Annotated in this window: 23 protein-coding genes; 8 read left to right on the plus strand and 15 right to left on the minus strand. The window is 62.4% G+C overall.

What is annotated here, in order from left to right:
- Positions 1 to 243: 243 nt before the first annotated feature.
- From ABWI03_RS03610 to ABWI03_RS03620, 3 genes are all read right to left on the minus strand, one after another.
- Positions 244 to 1227, minus strand: a complete 984-nt coding sequence (locus ABWI03_RS03610) for an ABC transporter substrate-binding protein (protein ID WP_298776889.1) — start codon at positions 1225 to 1227, stop codon at positions 244 to 246.
- A 94-nt stretch (positions 1228 to 1321) separates the two neighbouring features.
- The gene (locus ABWI03_RS03615) at positions 1322 to 2179 is read right to left on the minus strand and encodes a helix-turn-helix transcriptional regulator (RefSeq protein ID WP_298776888.1); all 858 of its coding nucleotides are present in this window, start codon (positions 2177 to 2179) and stop codon (positions 1322 to 1324) included.
- Positions 2176 to 3120, minus strand: a complete 945-nt coding sequence (locus ABWI03_RS03620; RefSeq protein ID WP_298776886.1) for a D-cysteine desulfhydrase family protein — start codon at positions 3118 to 3120, stop codon at positions 2176 to 2178. Before ABWI03_RS03620 ends, ABWI03_RS03615 begins: the two co-directional genes overlap by 4 nt.
- 73 nt (positions 3121 to 3193) lie before the next feature.
- Here ABWI03_RS03620 and ABWI03_RS03625 point away from each other — a divergent pair, with 73 nt between their 5' ends.
- Positions 3194 to 3880, plus strand: a complete 687-nt coding sequence (locus ABWI03_RS03625; RefSeq protein ID WP_298776884.1) for a dienelactone hydrolase family protein — start codon at positions 3194 to 3196, stop codon at positions 3878 to 3880.
- A 13-nt stretch (positions 3881 to 3893) separates the two neighbouring features.
- On the opposite strand, the gene ABWI03_RS03630 is transcribed toward ABWI03_RS03625, so the two are convergent.
- From ABWI03_RS03630 to kynB, 3 genes are read right to left on the minus strand one after another with little or no spacing between them, the layout of a single operon-like run.
- A complete protein-coding gene (locus tag ABWI03_RS03630) occupies positions 3894 to 5327 on the minus strand; it encodes an amino acid permease (protein ID WP_298776883.1) in 1434 nt (477 codons plus the stop codon).
- Positions 5328 to 5379: 52 nt separating this feature from the next.
- The gene (gene kynU, locus ABWI03_RS03635; RefSeq protein WP_298776882.1) at positions 5380 to 6645 is read right to left on the minus strand and encodes a kynureninase; all 1266 of its coding nucleotides are present in this window, start codon (positions 6643 to 6645) and stop codon (positions 5380 to 5382) included.
- Positions 6642 to 7358, minus strand: a complete 717-nt coding sequence (gene kynB / locus ABWI03_RS03640) for an arylformamidase (RefSeq protein WP_298776880.1) — start codon at positions 7356 to 7358, stop codon at positions 6642 to 6644. The genes kynU and kynB overlap by 4 nt, the downstream gene beginning before the upstream one ends.
- Before the next feature lie 137 nt (positions 7359 to 7495).
- Between kynB and ABWI03_RS03645 the strand changes: the two genes are divergently transcribed.
- Both ABWI03_RS03645 and ABWI03_RS03650 read left to right on the plus strand, forming a co-directional pair.
- Positions 7496 to 7987, plus strand: a complete 492-nt coding sequence (locus ABWI03_RS03645; protein WP_124568128.1) for an Lrp/AsnC family transcriptional regulator — start codon at positions 7496 to 7498, stop codon at positions 7985 to 7987.
- Positions 7977 to 8978 carry a phosphotransferase enzyme family protein gene (locus ABWI03_RS03650; protein ID WP_298776878.1) on the plus strand — a complete coding sequence of 334 codons (1002 nt, stop codon included), beginning with the start codon at positions 7977 to 7979 and terminating at the stop codon, positions 8976 to 8978. The genes ABWI03_RS03645 and ABWI03_RS03650 overlap by 11 nt, the downstream gene beginning before the upstream one ends.
- Positions 8979 to 9026: 48 nt before the next feature.
- Here the strand turns inward: ABWI03_RS03650 and ABWI03_RS03655 are convergent, their stop codons facing one another.
- From ABWI03_RS03655 to ABWI03_RS03675, 5 genes are all read right to left on the minus strand, one after another.
- A complete protein-coding gene (locus ABWI03_RS03655; protein ID WP_007730862.1) occupies positions 9027 to 9653 on the minus strand; it encodes an MBL fold metallo-hydrolase in 627 nt (208 codons plus the stop codon).
- Positions 9650 to 10738, minus strand: a complete 1089-nt coding sequence (locus ABWI03_RS03660) for an S-(hydroxymethyl)mycothiol dehydrogenase (RefSeq protein WP_007730860.1) — start codon at positions 10736 to 10738, stop codon at positions 9650 to 9652. Before ABWI03_RS03660 ends, ABWI03_RS03655 begins: the two co-directional genes overlap by 4 nt.
- 148 nt (positions 10739 to 10886) lie before the next feature.
- On the minus strand, positions 10887 to 12149 hold the full coding sequence (locus tag ABWI03_RS03665) for a helix-turn-helix transcriptional regulator (protein ID WP_166812744.1): 1263 nt from the start codon (positions 12147 to 12149) through the stop codon (positions 10887 to 10889).
- 22 nt (positions 12150 to 12171) lie between these two features.
- Positions 12172 to 13341, minus strand: coding sequence for a glycoside hydrolase family 183 protein (locus ABWI03_RS03670; protein ID WP_095972755.1), 1170 nt, complete (start codon positions 13339 to 13341; stop codon positions 12172 to 12174).
- Positions 13342 to 13460: 119 nt separating this feature from the next.
- Complete coding sequence (locus ABWI03_RS03675) at positions 13461 to 14165, minus strand: type 1 glutamine amidotransferase (RefSeq protein WP_296552700.1); 705 nt, start codon at positions 14163 to 14165, stop codon at positions 13461 to 13463.
- Between the two features lie 158 nt (positions 14166 to 14323).
- On the opposite strand from ABWI03_RS03675, the gene cuyB reads away from it, so the two are divergent.
- The 5 genes from cuyB (at position 14324) to ABWI03_RS03700 (ending at position 18992) form a co-directional block, all read left to right on the plus strand.
- Positions 14324 to 15067, plus strand: a complete 744-nt coding sequence (gene cuyB / locus ABWI03_RS03680; protein ID WP_240952828.1) for a cysteate racemase — start codon at positions 14324 to 14326, stop codon at positions 15065 to 15067.
- A 36-nt stretch (positions 15068 to 15103) separates the two neighbouring features.
- On the plus strand, positions 15104 to 15787 hold the full coding sequence (locus ABWI03_RS03685) for a GntR family transcriptional regulator (protein WP_095972758.1): 684 nt from the start codon (positions 15104 to 15106) through the stop codon (positions 15785 to 15787).
- 62 nt (positions 15788 to 15849) lie between these two features.
- A complete protein-coding gene (locus ABWI03_RS03690) occupies positions 15850 to 16227 on the plus strand; it encodes an ArsR/SmtB family transcription factor (protein ID WP_124568124.1) in 378 nt (125 codons plus the stop codon).
- Positions 16224 to 16820 carry an SRPBCC family protein gene (locus tag ABWI03_RS03695; protein WP_298776872.1) on the plus strand — a complete coding sequence of 199 codons (597 nt, stop codon included), beginning with the start codon at positions 16224 to 16226 and terminating at the stop codon, positions 16818 to 16820. Before ABWI03_RS03690 ends, ABWI03_RS03695 begins: the two co-directional genes overlap by 4 nt.
- Positions 16821 to 16952: 132 nt before the next feature.
- Positions 16953 to 18992 (plus strand): YhgE/Pip domain-containing protein, encoded by a 2040-nt coding sequence (locus ABWI03_RS03700; RefSeq protein WP_298776871.1) that lies wholly within the window; start codon positions 16953 to 16955, stop codon positions 18990 to 18992.
- A gap of 6 nt (positions 18993 to 18998) precedes the next feature.
- On the opposite strand, the gene ABWI03_RS03705 is transcribed toward ABWI03_RS03700, so the two are convergent.
- From ABWI03_RS03705 to ABWI03_RS03720, 4 genes are all read right to left on the minus strand, one after another.
- The gene (locus ABWI03_RS03705; RefSeq protein ID WP_298776870.1) at positions 18999 to 20198 is read right to left on the minus strand and encodes a glycoside hydrolase family 183 protein; all 1200 of its coding nucleotides are present in this window, start codon (positions 20196 to 20198) and stop codon (positions 18999 to 19001) included.
- Positions 20199 to 20371: 173 nt separating this feature from the next.
- Positions 20372 to 21157 (minus strand): RhlG family 3-oxoacyl-ACP reductase, encoded by a 786-nt coding sequence (locus ABWI03_RS03710; protein ID WP_095972763.1) that lies wholly within the window; start codon positions 21155 to 21157, stop codon positions 20372 to 20374.
- Complete coding sequence (locus ABWI03_RS03715; protein WP_353798688.1) at positions 21154 to 22353, minus strand: acetyl-CoA C-acyltransferase; 1200 nt, start codon at positions 22351 to 22353, stop codon at positions 21154 to 21156. Before ABWI03_RS03715 ends, ABWI03_RS03710 begins: the two co-directional genes overlap by 4 nt.
- Positions 22354 to 22432: 79 nt before the next feature.
- Positions 22433 to 23416 (minus strand): NADPH:quinone oxidoreductase family protein, encoded by a 984-nt coding sequence (locus tag ABWI03_RS03720; RefSeq protein WP_298776867.1) that lies wholly within the window; start codon positions 23414 to 23416, stop codon positions 22433 to 22435.
- Positions 23417 to 23447 lie beyond the last annotated feature (31 nt).

A 23447-nucleotide genomic window follows, 5' to 3' on the forward strand; every position in this document is an offset into this window, starting at 1 on the left:
ACAGCTGATCCGGACAAAATACCCCATCGATCTGCGGCAATCGACACCGACACAGCCTTTCGCTGCGCGTCGAAACGTCAAGGGTTTGGCAAGATCAGCCCAGATCCCCCTCAACGAGTAACGGTAACCATCAGTGACAGAAATCATAAGCAGGGGACAGGATCCTCGTCCCAGATAGCAACTAAAAGACTGCGCGCCCTCAACTGGTCGGTTGCGGGCGCGCAGTCCAAAGGTGAGCAAGCGTCAGAGCGTTGCAAACACCTTCGTTTTCACTTCGTTCAGCCAACCGTTCGCGGTCACGAAATCTGTGACGCTCGACTGCAATCCGAAGACGTGCCCAGCCTGCGCCGCCGGCAGCCTTGTGAAGAGGTTGTCGTCGAGGACCGCCTGAACCGCCGCACTGGTCGACCCGTCCGCATTCAGCGGGTACAGCACGACCGTCACACCGTTCATGATGTCGGCCAACTGCTCCATCGGGTAGGACTCGTATCCGGCATCGGTGTAATTGGTCGGAACACCGGGCCCGTACGCCAATCCGAGTTCGTTGACGACCAAATTGCCGATCGCACCGGTGGGCTGCTGAACCGAGAACGCGCCGGGTGCGTCTCCGAGTGAAATGTGAATCCACTTGTTGTTCGCGATCACGTCCGCGTACTCGCCGCGAACACGTTCGAGATTCGTTTCGTAAGCAGTGCGCGTCGACTCGAGCACGTCGGTCTTGCCGATCGCCTCCGCGATCTCGGTGGTGATCGTCTTCCAGTCGCCCCGGCTCTCGCCCTTGACGATGACAGTGGGCGCAATGCCCGACAGACGGTCGAACGCCGCTTGGTCCACCTCGTCGGCGTCACCGACGATGATGTCGGGATCCGCCGCAGCGATCGCTTCGAAGTTCATTTCCCCGAAAGGCCCGATCGTCGGGAGCCCGTCGACGAAGGCCTGTTGCTCCTGCGTGAATTCACTGATCCACTTGCCGTAGTCCTGCACAGCAGCCGGTTTCACTCCGAGGGACATCAGCTGCCAAGGAGTGTCGTACGACGCGGCGACGACGCGCTGCGGTGAAACCGGAACCTCGATGTCCCCGTACGCCGACGCGACGGTCCGGACGTCAGTCTGCTCGGAATCGGCCGACGACGAGGAACATCCGGTCATCAGCATCGCACCGACAACGGCTGCTGCCGCCGCTGCGATGACTCTGGAACCGAAAGAAGATGATCGAATTGCGCGCACGCAGAACTCCTACAGGGTGATTGTTTAGCCAACCCTAAGTTGATGCTCGGGCGCTACACAAGTCCGATCGAGGCCCTTTGAGTCGCTGTTCGGACTAGTCCTGTAGCCAATCGGCCATCGGCGTGCGCGGATGATCGATCAGGCTTGCGAACTCGCCCGGAGTCACACCCATCGTTCGACGGAACGCCGCGCCGAACGCGCTTTCGGAACGAAAACCCGTCTTCCGCGCCACAAACGAGATGCTTCGACCGAGTGCCAGAAGTTGCATCGCGTGATGAGCCCGCAGTCGCATACGCCATTCCGAGAAGGTCAGTCCCGTCTCAACCGGAAACCTTCGCGTGAGGGTCCTCGTGCTGACTTTCGCGTCGGCGGCCCACTCCTCCACCAATCGGGTGTCGGCCGGGCTGGCAACCAACTGATCTGCGATCTGCCGAAGCCACGGCGTCGTCGGCAGCGGTACATCGAAAATCAGTCGCGGAACGGGTTCGACGAGGTCGATGGCAAACGCCTCGGCTCGCCGACGCTCCGCGTCCGTCAGGTCGTCTCTGGTGAGGTGATCGAGTACTAGTTCGAGCAGCGGCGGGGTGGACAAGGCCACCACACGATCCAACCCGGTCACATCGGATGCCACCAACCACGTGCACGACAATTCGGTGCCGCTGCGCGCCGTCACCTCGTGGGGAACAAAGGAGGGGATCCACAGACTGACCCCGCTCGGCACGGTGTACACGGTCTCCGGAGTACGGACCTCGAGAACACCATCGATCGCCCACAGCAATTCGTGATCGCTGTGGCGGTGCATGTCCCAGGTGTAGTCGGAATCGACCGCCAGCCGATTGGTCGCCAACCGCAGGTAACCGTCGGCGCTGACACGCAGCGGTCGCACCACGCGTTGCCACTCGGACAGTTCGTCGAGTGGACTGCTGAGCGGGTAGTCGATCTGCTCGCTCACCGCAGAGTCGACAGTTCGGGGTGGCCGAACAGGCCGGGTAACCCACCGGTGTGCAGGAAGACCGTTTTTGATCCCGCCGTGATGGCCTTGTCCTTCACGAGTTGGATCAATCCCGCAAAGCCTCGGCCGGTGTACGTCGGGTCGAGGAAGATGCCCTCCGTACGAGCCAAACATCTGATCGCGCCGGCTGATGCTTCCGTAAGCGTCGAATAGCCTTGGCCAACTTGGTTTCGGACGATCTGAAGATCCTCGGCTCGCACAGTTGACCCGGGCATCTCGTCCACTAACCCAGCGACAGTCGACACTGGATCGGCAACAGCCCCGACATCGACGCCGACAACCCTGTCGACGCCCAGATGGGCGACAAGGCCAGCCATCGTTCCGCCCGATCCGAGCGCAACCACGACGCGATCCACTCCGGGGAGTTGCTGCTCGATCTCGCGTGCGCAGTCGACGTAGCCCTGCGCGGCCACCGCACTGGTGCCACCGAAGGGAATGACAAAAGGAACACCGCCCGAGTCAGCGACGGCCTGCACCGCAGCGTCGACCGCGGATGCCGTGTCCCCACCAGCCCAGACGATCTCAGCGCCCGCGAGTGCATCCAGAACGAGATTTCCCTGCACGGATTCCGGCTCGGCACCACCGAGCACCAGCACACAACGCAATCCCAACCGAGCTGCTGCCGCGGCAGTCAACCGAGCGTGATTGCTTTGCGGTGCACCGGTAGTGATCAGAGTCGTCGCGCCGACCGCCAAAGCCTGAGCGCAGGTGTACTGCAGCTTTCGGATCTTGTTGCCGCCGCCGCCCAGGCCGATGACGTCGTCACGTTTGATCCACAGGTCTTCCGGACCCAATCCGAGTGCCTGCGCGCAACGCGCCACAGGTTCGACGGGCGTCGGCCAACTGCCCAGGCTGATCGGCGGAACGTCGGAACTGAACATTCGACGAGTCTAGTTCGACCGTGCACCTACAGGCTGTGCTCGAATACAGTCCGTACTCGCATACAGTCGGGACATGGGAACTTTCACGACGACCACACGTGACGTACCGCTGACCGTCAGTCGACCGGATTCGCCGAGTGAACCGTTGCATGCAGTAGTCGTTCTCCAAGAAGCGTGGGGCGTGAACAAACACATCGAGAGCATCCTCGAGCGCCTCGCCGCCGCCGGCTATCTTGCCGTGGCTCCGCACCTCTACCACCGCGGCGCACAAACGTCCTTCACCGACTTCCCGTCCGCGAAGGATGCGCTCATGGCACTCGACAGCACAAGCATCGGCCACGACGTACGTGCCGCCGTCGACTACAGCCGATCCGAGGGAGCAGACAGAGTCGGCTCCCTCGGATTCTGCATGGGCGGCACCGCGTCACTGTGGTGTGCCGCGGTACCCCTCGTCGATTCCGCTGTCACGTATTACGGCGGCGGTGTCGCCGAGGCCCGATGGGACGGAATCGCGGCAGGCACCGAACTTGCAGCGCAACTGCAGGTCCCGTGGCTCGGTCACTACGGCGACCTCGATCCGAGTATCCCACCGGAGAGCGTCGAGCAATTGCGCACAACCGCGTCCGATCTCGCCCGGGTGTACCGCTATGCCGACGCCGGCCACGCGTTCAACAACGACACTTCGACCAGCCACTACGCCCCGGATTCTGCTGCCCTCGCCTGGACCCGCACTATGGAGTTTTTCGCCGAAACCCTGTGATTGCCAACGTAAGTCAGGGAACCCGCTTGACCACCGTGCCGGTGATCTCGTCCTGAACCTGTTCAGCCGTTACCGCTCGACTATGCGCCCGACGTGATCGGGTGAAGTAGTAGATGCCGATCACGGCAAGAACAAACGGCACCCCGAACACCAAGGTCATCTTGAAATCCTCGACCCACAATGTCGTGACGAGGATCGCGACCATGAGGACACCACCCAGTATCGTCCCCACCGGGAAGAACGGAATCGTGAACGAGAGTGTTCGTCCTTCGCTTGCCATCCGCTTGCGAAAGAACCAGTGCGTCACGAAGATCAGCAGCCACGTCGCCATCGCTCCGAACATCGACAACGAGATCATCAACGTGAATGCCTGCTCGGGAAAGAGAACGTAGACGATGGTCGCGACGGCGATGCCCGATGTCGACAGCAGCAAGGCGTTGACCGGCGAGCCGTTGGCCCTGACCTTGCCGAGAATGGCCGGCGCGTCACCAGCACGCGAGAGCGAGAACATCATTCGCGAAGATACGTACAGCTGACTGTTCATCGCAGACAGTGCAGCGATGATCACCACGAAGTTCAGCACGCTGTCTGCGCCCGGAATCTTCACGACCTGCATCACCGTGACGAAAGGGCTTCCACCGCTCAAGATCTTGTCCATCGGAGCAATTGCCAGAATCAAAGCAAGGGTTGCGATGTAGAAGACGAACAGTCGGACGATCGTCACACGGAACGCCTTCTTCACCGCTACCGCCGGGTTCTCCGCCTCACCGGCCGCAATGGCGATCATCTCGATGCTCAAGTAGCTGAAGATCGATACGATCACGGCAAACCACATGCCGGACAGACCATTCGGAAAGAATCCGCCACCGGCTGTGTAATTGTGAAATCCGTAGTCCGGGTTTCCGCTACCGAACACGACGTACGCTGCCATCACGATGAACGCCACGATCGCGAAGACCTTGATCGTCGAGAACCAGTACTCCATCGTTCCGAAGGCCTTGACGTTGAACATGTTCACGCCGATCAACACTCCGGAGAACAACACGATCCACAGCCACGACGGTACGTCGGCGAACCAGAACTGCATGTATTCACCGATCGCGGTGACCTCGGTACCGACCGCGAGGACGATGCATGACCAGTAGAGATAGCGAACGAGGAAGCCGATCAACGGTCCGACGTAGAACTCGGCGTACGCACCGAACGAACCCGATGTCGCATGTGCGACGGTCATTTCGGCGAGGGCACCCATCAGCAGCAGGGCGATCAACCCGCCGATCGCGTAACTGATGATGACGCTCGGGCCGGCAAATCCGATGGCGAACTTACTGCCGAGGAAGAGTCCGGTGCCGATTGCACCACCGAGCGCGATCATGCTCATCTGCTTGGGGCCGAGTTCGCGTTTGAGACCTGATTCTCGCTGCTGAATGTTTTTGAAATCACTCATGAAAGCTCCTTGCGAAAGGCGGTACCTCCCGGTCCGCGGAAACTTGGAAGAATCAGGTGACTGCGTCGCGCTCGCGGAATTCGGGGCGATCCCAGGACTTGTTCTCGAGGATGTCTCGCAACACGTCGACGGCGTTCCACACGTCGGCATATCCGAGATAGAGCGGAGTGATACCGAACCTCAGCACTCCTGGTTCGCGGTAGTCGCCGATCACGCCCCTCGCGATGAGAGCCTTCATGATCGAATAGCCCTCGGGATGAACAAAACTCACGTGCGAGCCACGACGCTCATGCTCGCGGGGCGTGATCAACTCCAAACCGTATGCCGCGCAACGATCCTCGACGAGATCGATGAAGAGATCGGCCAGCGCGAGCGACTTGCTGCGGATGTCGGCCATGTCAGCTTTGAGCGCGACGTCGAGACCACACTCGACGAGTGACAACGACGTGATGGGTTGAGTACCACTCAGAAACCGTCGTATTCCTGCGCCCGGTTCGTAGGCCGACTCCATCGCGAACGGTCGCGCGTGCCCCCACCACCCGGACAGCGGCTGGATTCCGGTGTTCTGATGGCGACGGTTGACCCAGATGAATGCAGGTGAACCCGGACCACCATTGAGGTACTTGTACGTACACCCGACCGCGAAGTCGGCGTCGGCGCCGCCCAGGTCGACTGTCACGGCGCCAGCAGAGTGTGCGAGGTCCCAGATCATGAGCGCGCCACATTCCTGCACTGCTGCAGTGACTTCCGCCATCGCATACAGGTTTCCGGTGCGGTAGTTGACGTGCGACAACATCACCACGGCGGTGTCCGGCCCTACCGCCTCGGCGAGGTCACCCGGTTGGTCGATCAGGCGTAGTTCGTATCCCTGATCGAGCAGCGAGATGATGCCCTCCGCAATGTAGAGGTCAGTCGGGAAATTGTCTCGCTCGGAGACGATCACCTTTCGGCTGGGGTCCTGTGCAGCCGCGATGGACAGTGCGGAGGCCAATGCCTTGAACAGGTTGATCGACGTCGAATCCGTCACTACCACTTCGCCTTCACCTGCTCCCAGCAACGGGGCAAGTTTGTCACCGAGGCGGACCGGGAGGTCGAACCATCCAGCCTCGTTCCAACTGCGAACCAAGCCGTTGCCCCACTCGTCGCCGATCACTCTCGCGGCGCATTCCTGTGCAGCAACGGGACGCGCGCCGAGCGAGTTTCCGTCGAAGTAGAGAACGCCCTCCGGAATCGCGAACTCGCGGCGGAACTCTCTCAGGGGATCCACTGCGTCGGCCTTGACGCAGTCTTCCAACGAAAGGGTGGTTGTCGATGTCATGACGATTCTTCTCCTGCATGTGTCGGCGTTGAGGGTGATGAAGGCAGAGTCCGGAGCACGGCCCGTACCGGGCTGGCATCGAGGTCGAGGAACTTCAGCGGCAGTGCGATCAACTCGTAGTAGCCTTCGTCGACGTCGTCGAGGCAAAGTCCTTCGAGGATCGCGACGCCACGATCGCTTGCCGCGTGGTGCCCGTCCATGGTCTTGCTGTCCATCGGATCGAACGACGCGCCGTCGATTCCGATCAGAACGCCCCCGCGGTCGGCGAACCAGTGGGTCAGGTCCGGAGAAACACCGGCGAAGTCGTTGTCCCACTCGCTCGGGTACTTCGGGTACGTCCTCAGAATCAGCCGTTGCGGCAGATGGCCGCCGAGTCGCTCCACCGTCTCTTCGACGGGCTTGATGCAGGCGGCACCGTCGACCCCCGTCATGTCGACCACCAGCGCTTCGCCGAGATAGGGCTCGAGGGGAACAGAACCGATGGGCGCACCGTCGATGCGGGTGTGCGCCGGTGCGTCGGCGTGAGCACCGATATGTGGGGTGGTGGTGATTCTGTTGATGGTGACGGCGTCACTGCCGCCCAGATCTGACGTAACAGCCCGGTTGAAGGCGGTATCACCTGGCCATACGGGCGTCGATTCGGAGATCGGCGGGCTGATGTCGATCAACCGCGCCCCCGAATCGCCCGTGTGTCGGCCGATCCTCGGAACCATCCGGACCCCTTCGTCGCAACAGTCGACTGTGTCGATCTCGACCGTTTGATAATTCGATGTGTTTGGCAAAAGCTAGAATCATCGACGGGCGCGGTCAATAGTTGCTGAATATTTTCGCGACGGCAGGGAGAAATCGGATGATTAATGCGATCGAACGGGCGGCAGCCGCGGCTCGGCCGAATCATGTTCGGCTCGACGACGTCGATACGGCGATTCTCCGCGAACTCGTCCGGGATGCACGCATCCCCAACAACGCACTCGCCGAGAAGGTCGGGATAGCGCCGTCGACCGCTCTGGCGCGGATGCGTGCGCTACGCGAATCGGGCGTCATCAAGGGGTTTCATGCAGACATAGACCTCGAGCTACTCGGCCTCGAGATCTCGGCGATGGTGTCGATTCTGATTCACTCCCACGCCAGGAGCCGGATGACGGAAATTGCCGAGCACCTGAGCGGATTGGATTCCGTTCAGCGAGTGTTCCTGATGAGTGGGGACCGTGATCTCCTGGTGCACGTCTCGTGTGAATCCCCCACTCGGCTTCGCGATTTCGTCAGCGCGCACCTCAACGATCCGGCCATCGCCAATACCCAGACCAACCTGATTTTCAGCGAACTGCGTCATGGCGATTGAAATGCCACTCGGGTTGTCCATGCTCTGGGAGTCGGTGGAGCCGGAAGCCGCTCTGGAGGAGCGATTCGGATTCAACAGCTTCCGCGCAGCCACCCATTGGGTCTCGGCGGTACTCGAGCAGACTTGGGGATTGACGGCCCTCGAGTGCTCGCGAATGGCGATCAGTGACCAGAACGCGATTGTGTGGGTTGCGAGCGACCGAGGCGGGCTGGTGGTGAAGTGGTCGCGCGCCACCGATCGCTTCCCGAAGCTGGAGGCGTCGACGCGACTGCTGAGCGCACTCGCCGGGCAGGGTGCGCCCGTTCCGTTGCCAGTCACGTCTCTGAACGGTTTGGACCGGGAAACACTGCTGGTCCGGGAAACACTGCTGGATCGGGAAACACTGGAAGGGCCTTCGTGCGCAGTGTCATTCACCGTACTGCCGGAGTTGGCGGGAGATTGGTTGGACGTGCAGGACCACGCGGCGGTCCGGTCGGCAGGAGCATGTCTGGCAGAGATACACCGAACGCTCGGCGCCACCCACGTCGACGGATCGGTATTCTCGTCGCGCAGCACCGGGTTGGAGGAGCGCATCGGTGGTTGGCTCGAGAATTTCGACCGCGGGTTCGCACCTGAGGCGACGCGCAGGCTCGCGGACTTCTTGTCGCGGGCACACGACCTCGATGACCAACCACAACTGGTACACAACGACTTCCGTGCAGCCAACATCTTGACTCGAAACTCTCAGACCACCGGAGTACTCGACTTCGACGACGTGGTGATCGACCACCGGGTGAGCGACCTGGCCAAGGCAAGCGTCTATCTGGGCACCCTGTTCACCGATTGGCGACCGACACCGATCGCGGTACGGCAGAGCCTGCGCGCCGGCTACGAATCTGTACGTCCCCTCAGCCGATCCGAGACAGAATGGTTCGAGATCCTCGAACTGTGGCACGGCCTGATGGCAATCCCGGGTGAGAACGACACCGCCGGTTGGGCATCAGCGTTGTGACAAAGTGGGGACGCCGGTACCGTCGTCCCCACTTCGCTTCTGATCACATCAGGATCCGGCGCGGATCCATTCTTCGAGATGCGGCGCCTCGGTACCGATCGTCGTGCCGTCGCCGTGACCGGTGTGAACCTTGGTCTCGGCGGGGAGCGCGAACAGCTTGTCGCGAATGGACCCGATGATGGTCGGGAAGTCGGAGTACGACCGCCCGGTAGCACCGGGACCACCGGAGAACAAGGTGTCACCGCTGAACAGTTCCCCCGCCTCGGGCAGGTAGAGGCAGGTCGACCCCGGGGAATGGCCGGGTGTATGGATGGCCAGAATGTCCGTGCCCGCCACAGCAATACGCTGATCATCTTCCAAGCTCAGATGCTTCACCCCGGGGTGAGTCATCTCCCAGAGGACATCGTCGGCCGGGTTCAGGTAGATCGGAGCGTCGAGCTTCTCGGCCAGCTCCGGCGCAACCGTGACGTGATCGTTGTGACCGTGGGTGCAGACGATTCCGATCACCTTGCGTCCGCCGACAGCGTCGATGATCGGCTGCGCGGTGTGAGCTGCGTCGACGATTACCACTTCGTTGTCGTCACCGATCAGCCAGATGTTGTTGTCGACGTCCCAGGTTCCGCCGTCGAGGCTGAACGTGCCCGAGGTGACGACGCGATCGACTCGCAATGTCACAGGACCACCACCGAACGGAGGACCTCGCCGCGGTGCATCGTCTCGAAGGCCTTCTCCACCTCGTCGAGCTTGATGCGCTCGCTGACGAACTTCTCGAGCGGCAGACGCCCCTGCTGGTACAGGTCGACCAGAACGGGGAAGTCACGCTCGGGCAGGCAATCGCCGTACCACGACGACTTGAGGGCTCCGCCGCGCGAGAAGAAGTCCACCAGCGGCATTTCCAGCTTCATATCCGGCGTCGGAACACCCACCAGCACTACAGTTCCCGCGAGGTCGCGGGCGTAGAACGCCTGCTTCCAGGTCTCCGGGCGACCGACTGCGTCGACAACCACGTCGGCACCGAAACCTCCGGTCAGCTCCTGGACTGCCTCGACGACGTCGTCGACCTCGGTGGCATTGATCGTGTGCGTGGCACCAAGTTCCGTGGCCCACTCCAGCTTTCGCGGATCCCGGTCGATGGCGATGATGGTATTGGCACCGGCCAGGCGTGAACCCATGATCGCTGCGTCGCCGACGCCGCCACACCCGATCACGGCCACTGAATCACCGCGTCCGACGTTGCCGGTGTTCATCGCGGCACCCATGCCGGCCATGACACCGCAACCGAGCAGTCCGACGACAGCCGGATCGGCCGAGGCGTCGACCTTGGTGCACTGGCCTTCGTGAACCAGCGTCTTGTCTGCGAATGCGCCGATGCCGAGTGCCGGCGTCAGTTCGGTGCCGTCTTCGAGCGTCATCTTCTGCTCGGCGTTGAACGTGTCGAAGCAGTACTGCGGGCGGCCACGCTTACACGCACGACACTGCCCGCACACGGCACGCCAGTTGAGGACGACGAAGTCGCCCACCTCGACGTGAGTGACACCGGGGCCGACGCTCTCGACGATGCCCGACGCCTCGTGCCCGAGCAGGAACGGGTACTCGTCGTTGATTCCGCCGTCGCGGTAGGTCAGGTCGGTGTGGCACACACCGCACGCTGCAATGGCGACCACTACCTCGTTGGCACCGGGATCGGGAATCGTGATGGGGACGATTTCGACGGGGGCACCCTTGGATCGGGCGATGACGCCGCGTACCTGCTGTGGCATGGCTTTGCTCCTGGCTTCGTGCGATTGAGGACGTGTCGTCACATGGCGCAGTGTTTTCACATTGCGATATGTGCACTCGTTGAAAGGTTAGCCCGAAGCAGGTGCCCGCAACCCTGGTCGAACTGACTGACCGACCTGGCCGAAAGGACTAGGGTGCAGGCTTCACGCCGGCCTCCGCGCCCGCGGCGGCCGCCGCACCCCGACTCTCGACGCCCAATTTCCGCAGGACCCCGGCAACATGAAACTTGATCGTGCTCTCACTGACGCCGAGGCGCTCCGAGATCGCCTTGTTTCGTCGTCCGGCCACCAGATGCTCGAGTACCTCGAACTCCCGCGGAGCCAGTTCCGTCAGGACGTCGCGGTTCGGTAGGGCGACGGGGGCGTCGAGAGGGATGGTTGCACTGATCCGGTTCCCCCACCCGGGCGTCGACTCGGATTCGACGGTTCCACCCAAAGTCTCTACCCTCGAACGCAATTGGCGTTCCACGTCAACCACGTCGGCTTCACCGCCGCCGTCGTCGCGGATGTCGATCGAGAGCGAAGCCGCGTCGAGCGTCCAGGCCACCCGGATTCGCGAGAGCGTCTGCTGATCCGACAACGCCAAGACTGCGCCGCGGACGACCGCGCGGGCGCCGTGCGCCACTTCGCCGGGTAGCCCGCGCCCGTCGACGGGTGGCTCCACCAATTCCAATGCGATTTCGCGATGCTTGAGCAGCGAACGCAATTCCCCACGCATCCGAGCAAAAGCCGTGGTGGTGGACTCTTCGGCCAACTCGCGGTGCACGTCGACGGCTGAACGAAGGCCGATCAGGGCCGAGGCCGCAGTCTCCCTGGCCGAGGTTCGCGCACGTGTGTCGTCGAGATCGGCCGAGCGCAGCGTCGCCAGCATCGTTTCGAGGGTGGCCGCGTGCACCTCCGTCATCTCTGCCACGGTGCGCGCACGCTCGGACGACGCCGCCCGCGACTCGGCGAGATATGCGGGGCTCGCGTTCCGGACCTGGAGCTGGATTCCGGTTGCAGTCACTGCGAACAGCGCCTGGATCAATTCGAGAGATGCCGTTTTCACCGGTCCGGGGTGCGGCGTCAGAACGAGGAGCGTATCGGTTCGATCGAGCATCGCAAGCACTTCACGGTCCCGGCCGGCGATAGCGCACTTTCCCCGAAAGATTTGTCCGACAGTGAGATCTGTACGGATGCGGTCGAGTTCGGCGATGGTCACACGATCGACGACGGCTGGATCCCCGGCGACCTTGCGCGGCCTACCGGTGCACTCACGGGTGAAGATCACCAGAGAGGTGTGCGGCGCCATGTCCGCGATCAGCGTCGAGAATCGTCGGCCGATTTCGGGAAGTGGCCCCACCAACACGTCGCGAAGGGCGGTGATCAGTAACGCGTTGTCGGTGGTGCTCACCGTTCAACGATAACCATCCGGTTCACTGATGCAGCGTGGTCTTCATGAGCATGACGTTGTAGTCGGACCAGGTGGTGGCGAGAAAGTAGAGGTCCTGCCCCTGCGACCAGGGGTGCATGTAGGCGCCGTAAAGCCCCGGAACCGCATCGGTGCCGATCACGACGTCCGGTGCACTCCACGGACCGGTCAGATCCGACGCCGTCCGTAGCACCAGGGCGCCCCACTCGTTGGAGTACATCGCGACGAACTTGCCGAGATAGTTGTTGTACTGCACCGACAGTTCGCTGACGTCCCCGTCGAGAACTACTGCAGCGGCAGCGGGATTGTTGGGGACCCACGCTTTTCCGTCCCAGTATTCGTACGCCGCGACGTCCGCGATGGAGGTTTCCTTCACGCGTGAGAGGCGCCCCTCGCCGAAGCGTCCCGCAGGGGTACCGAAGTTGTAGACGTAACCACCGTCTTTGACGAAGGAACCCATCTGGAAGTTGTCGTTACCCGTCAACGGCAGATTGGGCCGGGACGAGGCCGGTTCGATCTGCCAGGTCTCACCGTTGTCGTGCGAGGACGCGATCTGCGAGAAGTTGGTGACCCACTCGCCCGACCCTCCCCACGAACGAATCGACATGTAGTTGACGTATTGAACGCCGCCCACCGAGATACCCGTCGTCGGAATGCTGCTGGTTTCGACGCCGGTGACTTTCAGACTTCCGATGATCTCGCGAGAATGATTCGGCCGGTCGGTCGGCGAGGAGTCGATGTTCATGCCGTCGGACAGGTTTCCGTCCGAGCTACGGAACAGGACGTTGCTGCGCCAGTCACCGACCACCCCGGAGCACAGGGGGTCAGATCCGATTCCGACGGTGTCACCGAAAGCAGTCAGGACCTGACCTGCGCCGTTGTCCCACATGATGCCGAGATCCGTGCCGAGAACATTGAACCGCTCGACGGTTTGGTTGGGGCTGAGTGCGCCCGTGATGTATTCGACGGCGGACGTGCGCCCCTGCAGTTCCGGCAGTTTGCCGTCCGTGCCGTTGAGCCAGGGAATCGGATTGGTCGGCCCACCTGATTGATCCAAGCTGCCTGTGACGTTGCAATCCCACGGGGACGCATGCGCCTGGGTCGCTCCCAAGACCGCGGTCGACGCGAGTACACACGTCACTGCTGCTGTCGATATCTTCCGTATCCGGCGCATCGCTCCCCTTTCGCGGGGGAGATCCGGACTCTACGAGGTGTCTTGCTCGACCGGATCGGTTCATCCACCCACGAGAACACAAGGTAACAGGTAAATCGGTCAATCTAGACAAAACGGGCCTATTTGGCGGAGATGGATTTCAACCATTTCTCCATCACGGCTACGGCAATCTCGAGCCCCTGCGACTCGGCAGCACCCAACTGCTCCATGAAGATGCGCGGACCGTCCGCCCCCAACGAAGCATGCAGCGAATCGCGGTACTCGGCCAGTTCCATCCATTCGCGCGCCACCTCGGACGACGCTTCGAGGTGAAACTGAACGGCGTAACTCTGCTTGTACCGGAAAAGTTGATTCGGATACTTGGCAGAGCCTGCGAGCCGCACCGCGCCGTTCGGGATTTCGAAGGTGTCCGAATGCCATTGCATCGCAGGAAAAGTGGAGGGCAGACCTCCCCACACCGGATCTTGCCGCCCCTCGGCAGTCAAGGTGATCTCCTCGACTCCGACTTCGGGCACCGCGCCCGTGTAGACGCGAGCACCCAGCGCTGCGGCGAGCAACTGCGAACCCAGGCACACTCCCCACACCGGGACGTCGCTCTCGACCAGATCGCGAATGTACTCGATCTCTGACGTCAGCCACTCGACCTCGCCTTGATCGCCGACGCCCATCGGCCCGCCCATCACGATCACGGCGTCGAACCGTCGATGGTCAGGAAGCGGGTCGGTTCCCAGAAGAACAGTCTGCACGTCTCCGTAGCTCTCCAGGACGGGCGCATACGCCGCTGGGGGTTCGCACTGCGCGTGTCGTAGTTCCAGAAAATGCATGCCCGCGGTCCTTTCGCTCCCGATGCCGGCAAGCCTATGACCCTTTCCGCTGCCGGTCGCGGCGGCGTCACGCTTGACAACTACTTGCCATTTCCCGCACCCTGATCAACAAAATGTAGCATCCAATATATTGGATGCCAGAAGGGTGTACTTGTCACATGAGGATGGCCACGAGCGAACCCGTCATCGGAATACTCGGCGGGATGGGCCCCGCCGCTACTGCGGACTTCTACTCCAAACTCGTTGCCCTGACGCCAGGTTCGACGGATCAGGAGCACCCCAAAGTTGTCATCTGGGCCGATCCCACCGTTCCCGACCGGACTTTGGCACTCACCGAGAACGGCCCGGACCCGACCCCCTGGCTGATCCGAGGTGCGCGCGTCCTCCGAGAGTCGGGCGCTACGACGCTCGCCATTCCGTGCAATACCGCCCACGCCTTCCTGCCCGGCATCTCGTCCCAACTTGGGCTTCCCGTCGTCCACATGATCGACGAAGTTGCGCGGCACATTCGGACGCTTGCGCCCGCCGTCACGTCCGTCGGGCTATTGGCCACCACGGGGACGGTCCACACCGGGTTGTATCAACAATGGCTGTCGCAATACTCGATCGACGTCCTGGTGCCCGAACCGGCGATTCAGGACGAATTGGTGATGCCGGCGATCCGAGCAATCAAGAGCGGCAACCTCGGGGACGAGACCGCCGACAAACTCGTCAGGGCCGCTGATCTTCTCGCCGAATCGGGCGCGCAGGTCGTCGTGGCCGGATGCACCGAGATTCCGCTCGGTCTGCCCGCCGACGCCACAACCTGTCAGATCATCGATCCGGCAACAATTCTCGCCCGCGCCCTACTCCGGCGGGTTGCGGATGCCCGGAAACACGCGTCACTGGCCGACCTGGGCTGACCTGCGACAAGCAACGTGCAGAGTACGATATCCAGTATGTTGCGTGGCGGTAAACCGGTTGAGCGAGCACGAATGAGCGACATCGCTCTCGAACGCATTCGCGAAGCGATCGTCACCGGCGAACTGGCGCCGGGCTCGAAGATCAAGGACAGCGAACTCGCCGAGTATCTGGGATTGAGCAGAACTCCGGTCCGCGAAGCGCTCGCAAGGCTGGTCGACACCGGACTCGTCGAAGCGAAACCCGGAGCCTACACACGCATCACCACCCTCGATCGCGGCGACGTCGAGGCAACACTCGCGGTCATCGAAGCTCTCGACCAACTGGCCGTCGTCACCGCCGTACCGAACCTCACCGACGAGATGATCGGGGCGATGCGCTCCGCCAACAAGGACTTCGCCGCTGCCGTCAAGCGAAACGACATAGGCCGAGCCCTGACCGCGGACGATCGCCTACACAGCGTCATCATCGACGCTGCTGCAAATCCACTGTTGAAGAAGCTGATCCACCAGGTTCACCCGCAAATTCACCGCATCTACTACCGCAAGTTCTCGAGCCTGCTCGGCAGCCAGGACTCCGTCGACCATCACAACAAGCTGATCGCCCTGTGCGCCGACCACGATGCCGAGGCAGCAGCGACGCTGTCGGCCGAACATCGACGCCATCTCGGTGGGCTGATCGGTGAACTCTTCGACGCTGACGAGTTCGCACTCTCGGATTGAGCGTCCCCCGACTGCAAGTTTCGGCGCTTGCCTATATTGGCCATTGCCGATATAAATGACTGGTGCATGCGTTCGACGTTCTCGGAGACCCCGTTCGGCGACGAATCATGGAACTCCTGTCCGGCGGCGAGCGCTCGGCGGGTCAGATCGCCGAAGTCGTGGCAGCGGAGTTCGGGATCTCGCAACCGACCGCGTCCGGGCACTTGCGAGTGCTCCGAGAAAACGGATTCGCCACGGTCCGCAGCGAAGGCACCAGGCGTCTCTATGCCGTCGAGCCCGCGCCATTGCAGGAAGTGGACCAATGGCTCGACGGATTCCGGCAGTTCTGGAGCGGCCCTCTCGACGCACTGGCCACAGAACTCGCACGCGGGAAACGACGCGGCTCGAAGCGGAGCAGATCTTCACCATCGAATTCTTCCGACGAAGGAGACTCACAATGACCGAGATCGCCAACCAGGACACCAGCCTCAACGCGGTAGAGCGGAGCATGGGCAACCGCGACATCGCGGAAGGTGCGGCTCGAACAGCCGTACTCAAGCGCCGCTACGACGCCTCGGTCGACGACGTCTGGAACGCCATCACCACCCCTGACCGGATCAACCGCTTCTTCCTGCCGGTGAGCGGAGACTTCCAGGTGGGCGGCTCGTACGCTTTCGAAGGCCAGGCAAGTGGCGAGATCCTGGCTTGCGACGCTCCACACCTGCTGCGACTGCAGTGGACCCCACCCGGCGATCGCGGATACAGCGATCAGGTCGAGATCCGGCTGACCGCAGACGGCCCCGACGCCACCTGGCTCGAGTTGGAGCACGCCTCCGTAGCCGACGTCTTCCGCAACGACCCGGACACTGGCTGCTACGGCGTCGGAACCGGATGGGAAGGCCCTCTTCACTACCTGGGCGAATACTTGCGCGGCACTCTTCCCGATGCGCCGAGCACCGAGTGGTACACCTTCGATGAAGCAGAGGAGCTTCGCCTCGCCAACTTCCGAGGGCGGGAGTGGGCAAAGATCGAGGCAGAGCACGACGGCCGGTAACGCCCAATTCTTCGAAAACGGTCACAGGATGGCCGTTTGCTTTGTATCGTGACCGAGCTGGACGTATGTCCAGCAGTTTGGTGGCTTTCTTTCGTGCCACAACTGCTTCGGTCCACGAGAAGAGAGCTCCACATGGCGCCACAACCCGTAGTCGACAACGCGGCAACGACGCGACGCACGCACATCATCCGGACAGTTCTCGCTGTCCTCGTCATCGCACCGCTGTCGATTGCGGCGTTCTACATGTGGGCACTGTGGGATCCGGGCGACACGGTCAACCGCTTGCCCGTCGCCATCGTCAACGCGGATGCGGGCACGGAACTCGACGGAACACGCCTGCAAGCCGGCGACGAAGTTGTTGCCGCGCTCGTCGAGAGCGGAGACGTCGCGTGGAAGGTAGTTTCCGAGCAGGAAGCCGCCGACGGCGTCAACGACGGCACCTATTACTTCTCTGTCGTCATTCCGAAGACTTTCAGCGCGGACGTGGCCAGTGCCGCATCGGGTTCGGGCCGCAAGGCCGAGCTCGACGTACTGTACAACGACTACAACAGTCTGGTCGCCGGACCGGTCGGTGAAAGCATCATCGCTCAGGTGCGCTCGGCAGTCTCCGAGTCGATCGGCGAGCAGTCCATCGACCAAGTGCTGGTCGGGTTGGGCGAACTCGGAACAGGATTCGGTGAAGCAGCCGCGGGCGCGCAACAACTGTCCGACGGGTCCTCCGAGGCACTGGCCGGAACCAACGAGCTCTACGCCGGGAGCAAGGAACTCGCCACCGGCATGGGTGAAGCCAATCAGGGCGGCAAGGAGCTGGCCGCCGGAGCCGGCGAGCTGGCCACTGGAGCTGGCGAAGCTGCTGCAGGTTCGGGCGAGTTGAGCAGCGGACTCAACCAGTTGGTCGGGGGCACCGACGAACTCGGTGCAGGAGCTCGTCAGATCAGCGAAGTGGTCGACATGGTCACCACCCCGGTACTCGACCTCGCGGGGTCCTCCGCCGCCGTCGTCGGTCAGATCGATGCCCTCACCTCGATGCTTCGGAACTCGACCGATCCGGTCTCCGCCGGGCTCGTCGAAGCGCTCGGCGGACTGCGGGCCTCCCTGACCGCACAACCCTCGGACGACGACGTGATCGGTCAGCTCGGTCAGCTTCGCGACGGTGCGCAGGAGATCTCGCGGCAGCTCACCGACCCGAGCAGCGACTACCGTGGCGGGCTTCTTGCCGCGGCGGCCGGTGCAGGTGAACTCAACACCGGTCTAGGCCAACTGTCCGACGGCGCAGGCCAACTCGCTACCGGCGCACAGGAACTCTCCGCCGGCCTCGGGCAGTTGGACACCGGAAGTATTGCGCTCCGTGACGGTCTCGGGCAGCTATCGGCCGGCGTCGGCGAGCTCGACGCGGGCAGCGCAGAACTCGCCACCGGTTTGTCCGACGGCGCCGCCCAGGTGCCGCAGTTCTCGGACGACGAACGCGCCACCACAGCCAATCTGCTCTCGTCCCCGGTTGCCGTCGACGCGCGGAACAACTATCCCGCAGCCGGTTTCGGGCCGGGAGCCGTCCCTGCCGTGATCTCGGTGGCACTGTTCCTGTGCGGAATTCTCACCTGGTTCGTCGTCCGCCCACGACGCGGACGTTCGCTGAACTCGCACACGAGTGTGGTGCGCGAGGGGCTGCGCCGCTACCGCATTCCCGCCCTGGTCACCTTGGTCGCGGCGCTCGTGTTGTCGGTGGTGTCACTGACCGTGGCACACGTCGAACCGCCGAGCGTCCTGGCGATGATCGCCGTGATGATCCTGGTGGGTGCCGCCGCGGTCAGCTCGGGCAGGCTCTTCACCGTTGTGTTCGGAGCCGTCAACGGAACCTTCATCGCTCTGGGCGCCTTGATGATTCAGATCTTCGCCTTCGGCGCGGTGTATCCCATCGAACAGATGCCGACCGTTCTGCAGTGGCTGCACGCTCTGATGCCACTGACCTGGGCGCGCAACGCCATGCGCATGGTCCTCGTCGGCTACTACGGCCCGAAATTCTGGGTGGCAGTATTCGCTCTGGCTGCCTTGGTGATCGGTGCCGTCCTGTTCACCATCTGGTGGCGCCGCCGACAAGAACCGCCGACAGACGCCGAGGACGACGCGCCGATCACCGAGGAGATCGTGTACCTCCAGCAAACGCAAGCGTGAGTCGGATCAGCGAACGAGCGTCGTACGCATCAACATGACGTTGTAGTCGGCCCACGTGGTGGCAAGGAAATACAGTTCCGAACCGCTGGACCACGGGTGGATGTAGGCAGCGTAGATACCGGGAACCTCGACCAGATTGACCAGTGTTTCCGGCGCTGTCCACGGACCGACAGGACTGGGCGCGGTACGCATCACGATCGAACTGAACGCGTCGGCGTACATCGCGACGAACTTGCCGAGGAACTCGTTGTACTGAACGGAGACCTCACCGATGCGGCCGTCCATGACGGGTACGGCCGCAGCTGGATCGGCGCGAATCCAGCCGTTTCCGTTCCAGTACTCGTAGGCGGAAAGTTGAAGGATCGAATCCTCGGGGACGCGAGAAAGCCGAACCTCGCCGGATCGTCCCGCGGGGGTTCCGTAGTTGTAGACGAACCCGCCATCCTTCACCATCGAGCTCATCTGAAAGTTCTCACTACCGGCAACAGGACCTACACCGGTGGGAAGAACACCACCGATGTTGGGGCGCAGCGTTTCCGGATGCGTGGCCCACGTTTCGCCGTTGTCCGAGGAAGTGGCAATCTGTGAGTAGTTCGTGCTCCACTGCCCGGCCTCACCCCAGTTACGCACCGACATGTAGCTCAGATACTGCACACCGTTCACCGCAATGCCGCTGGTGGGGATACTGGACGCCTCGACGCCCGGAACCTTCAGACCGGCAATGATCTCGCGTGCCTGACCGGCGCCGTCCATCGGCGCGCTGTCGATGCGCATACCGTCGGCCAGCACCCGATCCGAGCTGCGGAAGAGTACATTGCTTCGCCACTCGCCCACCAAACCGTCGCAGGCGGGGTTGCGACTGAGCCCGGTGGTGTCACCGAAAGCGGTCAGAATCTGACCGGCACCGTTGTCCCACATGATGCCCAGATCCGTGCCCAGAACATTGAAGCGATCGACCGTCTTGTTGGGACTGTATGTCCCGGTGACTTTTTCGATCGCGGTAGTACGCCCGGACAGGCCCGGCAACCCTCCGGTGTTGCCGTTGAGCCACGGCGCCGCATTGGCCGGCCCTCCGGTACTGCCGACACCACTCACTCCGACGCATCCCGGCGCCGCCGTCGCCGGCGAAGCCACCGCCGTGACGGCAGCGGCCGCAATCGCAGCAACTGTTCCGAACACTCCCAACGATCTCCCCGCGCGAAACATGACTCCCCCAAGGCCGGGATTGTTGGTGTTGTCGTCGTCGTTCCCCCCGAACCTCGGACAATCTAGCAACCTCAGTCACAGATAACCCAATCGGACAAAGCCACGAAAAGGCCTGAAAGTCATAGTAGTTCAGACTTTCAGGCCTTTTCGGACAGAGAAGATCAGTCAGACGGTCAGCGCGCTCCGCTCGCACCGCCGTCGAGCGGGATCACCGCACCGGTCAGATAAGCCCCGGCACGCGAAGCCAGGAAGATAGCAAGTCCTGCAGCGTCCTGGGGAGTTCCGACCCGGCCCAACGGGACCGAGTCCGCCACAGCCTTTGCGCTCTGCTCGTCCTCCAGGAGGAATGCCATCATCTTCGACGGAAACGGACCCGGCGCAATGGCGTTGACCGTGATCTGTTCCCCCGCAAGCGTCGCCGCCAACTTGCGCGTCAACATGTGTACCGCAGCCTTACTGGCACCGTACGAGAAGTTTTCCGAGCCCGACACCACAAGTCCGTCGATCGATCCGATATTGATTACGCGCGCGGGATCTTCGGCCTTGGCCGCAGAACGCAACTGCGGCAACAGCTTCTGTGTCAAGAGGAAGATGGCTTTGACGTTGATGTCGAAAATCTTGTCGAAGCCGGCGGCCGGAAAATCGTCGACCGGAGCTCCCCACGTCGCACCGGCGTTGTTGACCAGTACGTCGAGCGTCGGCGAAATCTCGGCGACCTTCGCAGCGAGGCTCTCGATCCCCTCGTCCGTGGACAGATCGGCCGGATGCGAGATGCAGGTGCCGAACTCCGAAAGCTCCCGCGCGGCTTCGTCACAGGCTTCGGCTTTTCGAGCCGAAATGACGACCGTCGCACCGCCTTCGACAAATCCGCGAGCGATCATGTATCCGATGCCACGTGATCCACCGGTGACCACAACGGTCTTGCCACTGACGTCGAACAGTCCCTCGATCAAGCTCATGCGACCTCGAAAAGCCCGGCAGCACCCATGCCGCCGCCGATGCACATGGTCACGACCACGAGCTTGGCTCCGCGCCGTTTTCCTTCAAGAAGTGCATGGCCGACCAGACGAGCACCCGTCATTCCGTACGGATGGCCGACGGAGATACCGCCACCGTCGACGTTGTACTTCTCGGGATCGATCCCGAGCTTGTCACGGCAGTACAGGGCCTGAGAGGCAAAGGCCTCGTTGAGTTCCCAGAGATCGATGTCGTCGACCTTCAGCCCGTGCAGATCGAGCAGGCGGGGAATCGCGAACACCGGCCCGATGCCCATCTCGTCGGGAGCGCAACCCGCGACGGCCATGCCACGGTAGATACCGAGAGGAGCCAACCCGCGGCGTTCCGCCTCGCCTGCCTCCATCAGCACGGAAGCGGAGGCACCGTCCGAGAGCTGAGACGAGTTGCCCGCAGTGATGGAGGAATGCACGCTGACAGTACCGTCGGCCAGAACCGGTCGCAGACTCGCCAGACCTTCCAACGTGGTGGAAGCGCGGTTGCCTTCGTCCCGGGTCAGCGTCACGGACTCGCTGCGGATCTCACCCGTCTCCTTGTCCTGCACCTGCTTGATCGAGGGCAGCGGGACGGTTTCGAGATCGAACCGACCTGCGTTCTGAGCTGCTGCGGTCCGCTGCTGCGAGACGAGCGCGAATTCGTCCTGCTGCTCGCGGGTCACTCCGTAGCGCTCGGCGACGATTTCGGCCGTGTGCAGCATCGGCATGTAGATCGACGGCTTGTTTTCCTTCAGCCACGGATCCGCTGCGCGGAAGTTGTTCATGTGATCGTTCTGTACCAACGAGATCGATTCGACGCCGCCGCCGACCGCGATCTGCATTCCGTCGTCCACGATCTGCTTGGCTGCGGTTGCGATGGCCATGAGCCCGGACGAGCACTGACGGTCGATCGTCATTCCGGAAACCGAGTCCGGAAGGCCGGCTCGCAGTACCGCTTGCCGCGCGACGTTGCCGCCGGAAGATCCCTGCTGCAACGCAGCGCCGAGAATGACGTCCTCGACCTCGCCGCCTTCGAGTCCCGCGCGCTGAACTGCATTCGAAATGGCATGTGCAGCGAGCTCTTGAGCCTGAGTGTTGTTGAACGCGCCGCGGTACGCCTTACCGATCGGGGTACGGGCAGTGGAAACGATGACAGCTTGCCTCATCGGGGAAACCTTTCGTCGAACACGAGTGCTGTGCGCCTTTATTAACCGCCGGGGGTTAATAAAGGCGCACAGCAGAGAATCAGGGCTGGAACACGACGCGACCGACTGTGGTGCCGTCGCCGAGGCGGCCGATACCGTCGGCCACGTCCGTCAACGACAACCGCTCACTGATCAGTGGTTTGACCAGACCGGCATCGGCGAGCCTGGTGAGCTCGATGTGGCAATCGTCGATGGCCTGCTGGTTGTAGGCCTTGTACAGCCCCCAGTGCAGACCGATGATCGAATAGTTCTTGATGAGAGCATGATTGAGTGCCGGCTGCGGAATCGTGCCACCCGCGAAACCGATGATGACGATCCGTCCCTCGAAGGCGATGCACTTGGTGGACTTCGCGTATGCGTCACCGCCGACCGGATCGAAGACGACATCGGCGCCCTTGCCGCCGGTGAACTCCTTGACCGCTGCCACGAAGTCCTCACTGTGACGGTCGACCACGAGGTCTGCGCCCAGCTTGCGCGCGTACTCCGCCTTGTCCGGCCCACCGACGACACCGATCACCTTGGCGCCTGCCGCCTTGCCGAGTTGCACTGCAGCACTGCCCACACCACCCGCAGCGGCGTGCACCAACAAGGTTTCACCTTCGAGCAGTTGAGTGCGCCGGTGCAGAGCGAACCACGCCGTCTGGTAGCCGATGCTCAGTGCGGAGGCTTCCGCGTCGTCGAGAGCCGACGGCGCCGGGAACGTGTTGTTCTGATCCAGTACCGAGTACTCGGCGAATCCGCCGGACGGCAGACTCGGATTACCGATCACCCGGTCCCCCACCGCGAACTTGGTCACCGATTCACCGACCGAGACCACTTCACCACACAGTTCGACGCCGGGGGTGAAGGGCAGCGGCGGCTTGATCTGGTATTCACCCCGGCACATGAGGACGTCGGGGAAGTTGGCCGGAGCGGCCAGCACCTTCACCAACATCTCCGTCGCGCTGGGGGTGGGATCCGCGGTTTCCTCCAACGCGAGTACATCGCGGGGTTCGCCGAGTTCGTTGACGCGCCAAGCCTTCACAGCAATTCTCCAGACAGATAGTGGGTGGGAT

The sequence above is a fragment of the Rhodococcus baikonurensis genome, from assembly GCF_040489275.1.
GTDB lineage: Bacteria > Actinomycetota > Actinomycetes > Mycobacteriales > Mycobacteriaceae > Rhodococcus_F > Rhodococcus_F baikonurensis.

Coding starts and splice junctions, on each gene's coding strand:
- ABWI03_RS03620 (WP_298776886.1), bottom strand. CDS start 3,120: ATGTTCAGTTCCGACGTTCCGCCGATCAGCCTGGGCAGTTGGCCGACG.
- ABWI03_RS03625 (WP_298776884.1), top strand. CDS start 3,194: ATGGGAACTTTCACGACGACCACACGTGACGTACCGCTGACCGTCAGT.
- ABWI03_RS03630 (WP_298776883.1), bottom strand. CDS start 5,327: ATGAGTGATTTCAAAAACATTCAGCAGCGAGAATCAGGTCTCAAACGC.
- kynU (WP_298776882.1), bottom strand. CDS start 6,645: ATGACATCGACAACCACCCTTTCGTTGGAAGACTGCGTCAAGGCCGAC.
- kynB (WP_298776880.1), bottom strand. CDS start 7,358: ATGGTTCCGAGGATCGGCCGACACACGGGCGATTCGGGGGCGCGGTTG.
- ABWI03_RS03645 (WP_124568128.1), top strand. CDS start 7,496: ATGATTAATGCGATCGAACGGGCGGCAGCCGCGGCTCGGCCGAATCAT.
- ABWI03_RS03650 (WP_298776878.1), top strand. CDS start 7,977: ATGGCGATTGAAATGCCACTCGGGTTGTCCATGCTCTGGGAGTCGGTG.
- ABWI03_RS03660 (WP_007730860.1), bottom strand. CDS start 10,738: ATGCCACAGCAGGTACGCGGCGTCATCGCCCGATCCAAGGGTGCCCCC.
- ABWI03_RS03670 (WP_095972755.1), bottom strand. CDS start 13,341: ATGCGCCGGATACGGAAGATATCGACAGCAGCAGTGACGTGTGTACTC.
- ABWI03_RS03675 (WP_296552700.1), bottom strand. CDS start 14,165: ATGCATTTTCTGGAACTACGACACGCGCAGTGCGAACCCCCAGCGGCG.
- cuyB (WP_240952828.1), top strand. CDS start 14,324: ATGAGGATGGCCACGAGCGAACCCGTCATCGGAATACTCGGCGGGATG.
- ABWI03_RS03685 (WP_095972758.1), top strand. CDS start 15,104: ATGTTGCGTGGCGGTAAACCGGTTGAGCGAGCACGAATGAGCGACATC.
- ABWI03_RS03695 (WP_298776872.1), top strand. CDS start 16,224: ATGACCGAGATCGCCAACCAGGACACCAGCCTCAACGCGGTAGAGCGG.
- ABWI03_RS03700 (WP_298776871.1), top strand. CDS start 16,953: ATGGCGCCACAACCCGTAGTCGACAACGCGGCAACGACGCGACGCACG.
- ABWI03_RS03705 (WP_298776870.1), bottom strand. CDS start 20,198: ATGTTTCGCGCGGGGAGATCGTTGGGAGTGTTCGGAACAGTTGCTGCG.
- ABWI03_RS03710 (WP_095972763.1), bottom strand. CDS start 21,157: ATGAGCTTGATCGAGGGACTGTTCGACGTCAGTGGCAAGACCGTTGTG.
- ABWI03_RS03715 (WP_353798688.1), bottom strand. CDS start 22,353: ATGAGGCAAGCTGTCATCGTTTCCACTGCCCGTACCCCGATCGGTAAG.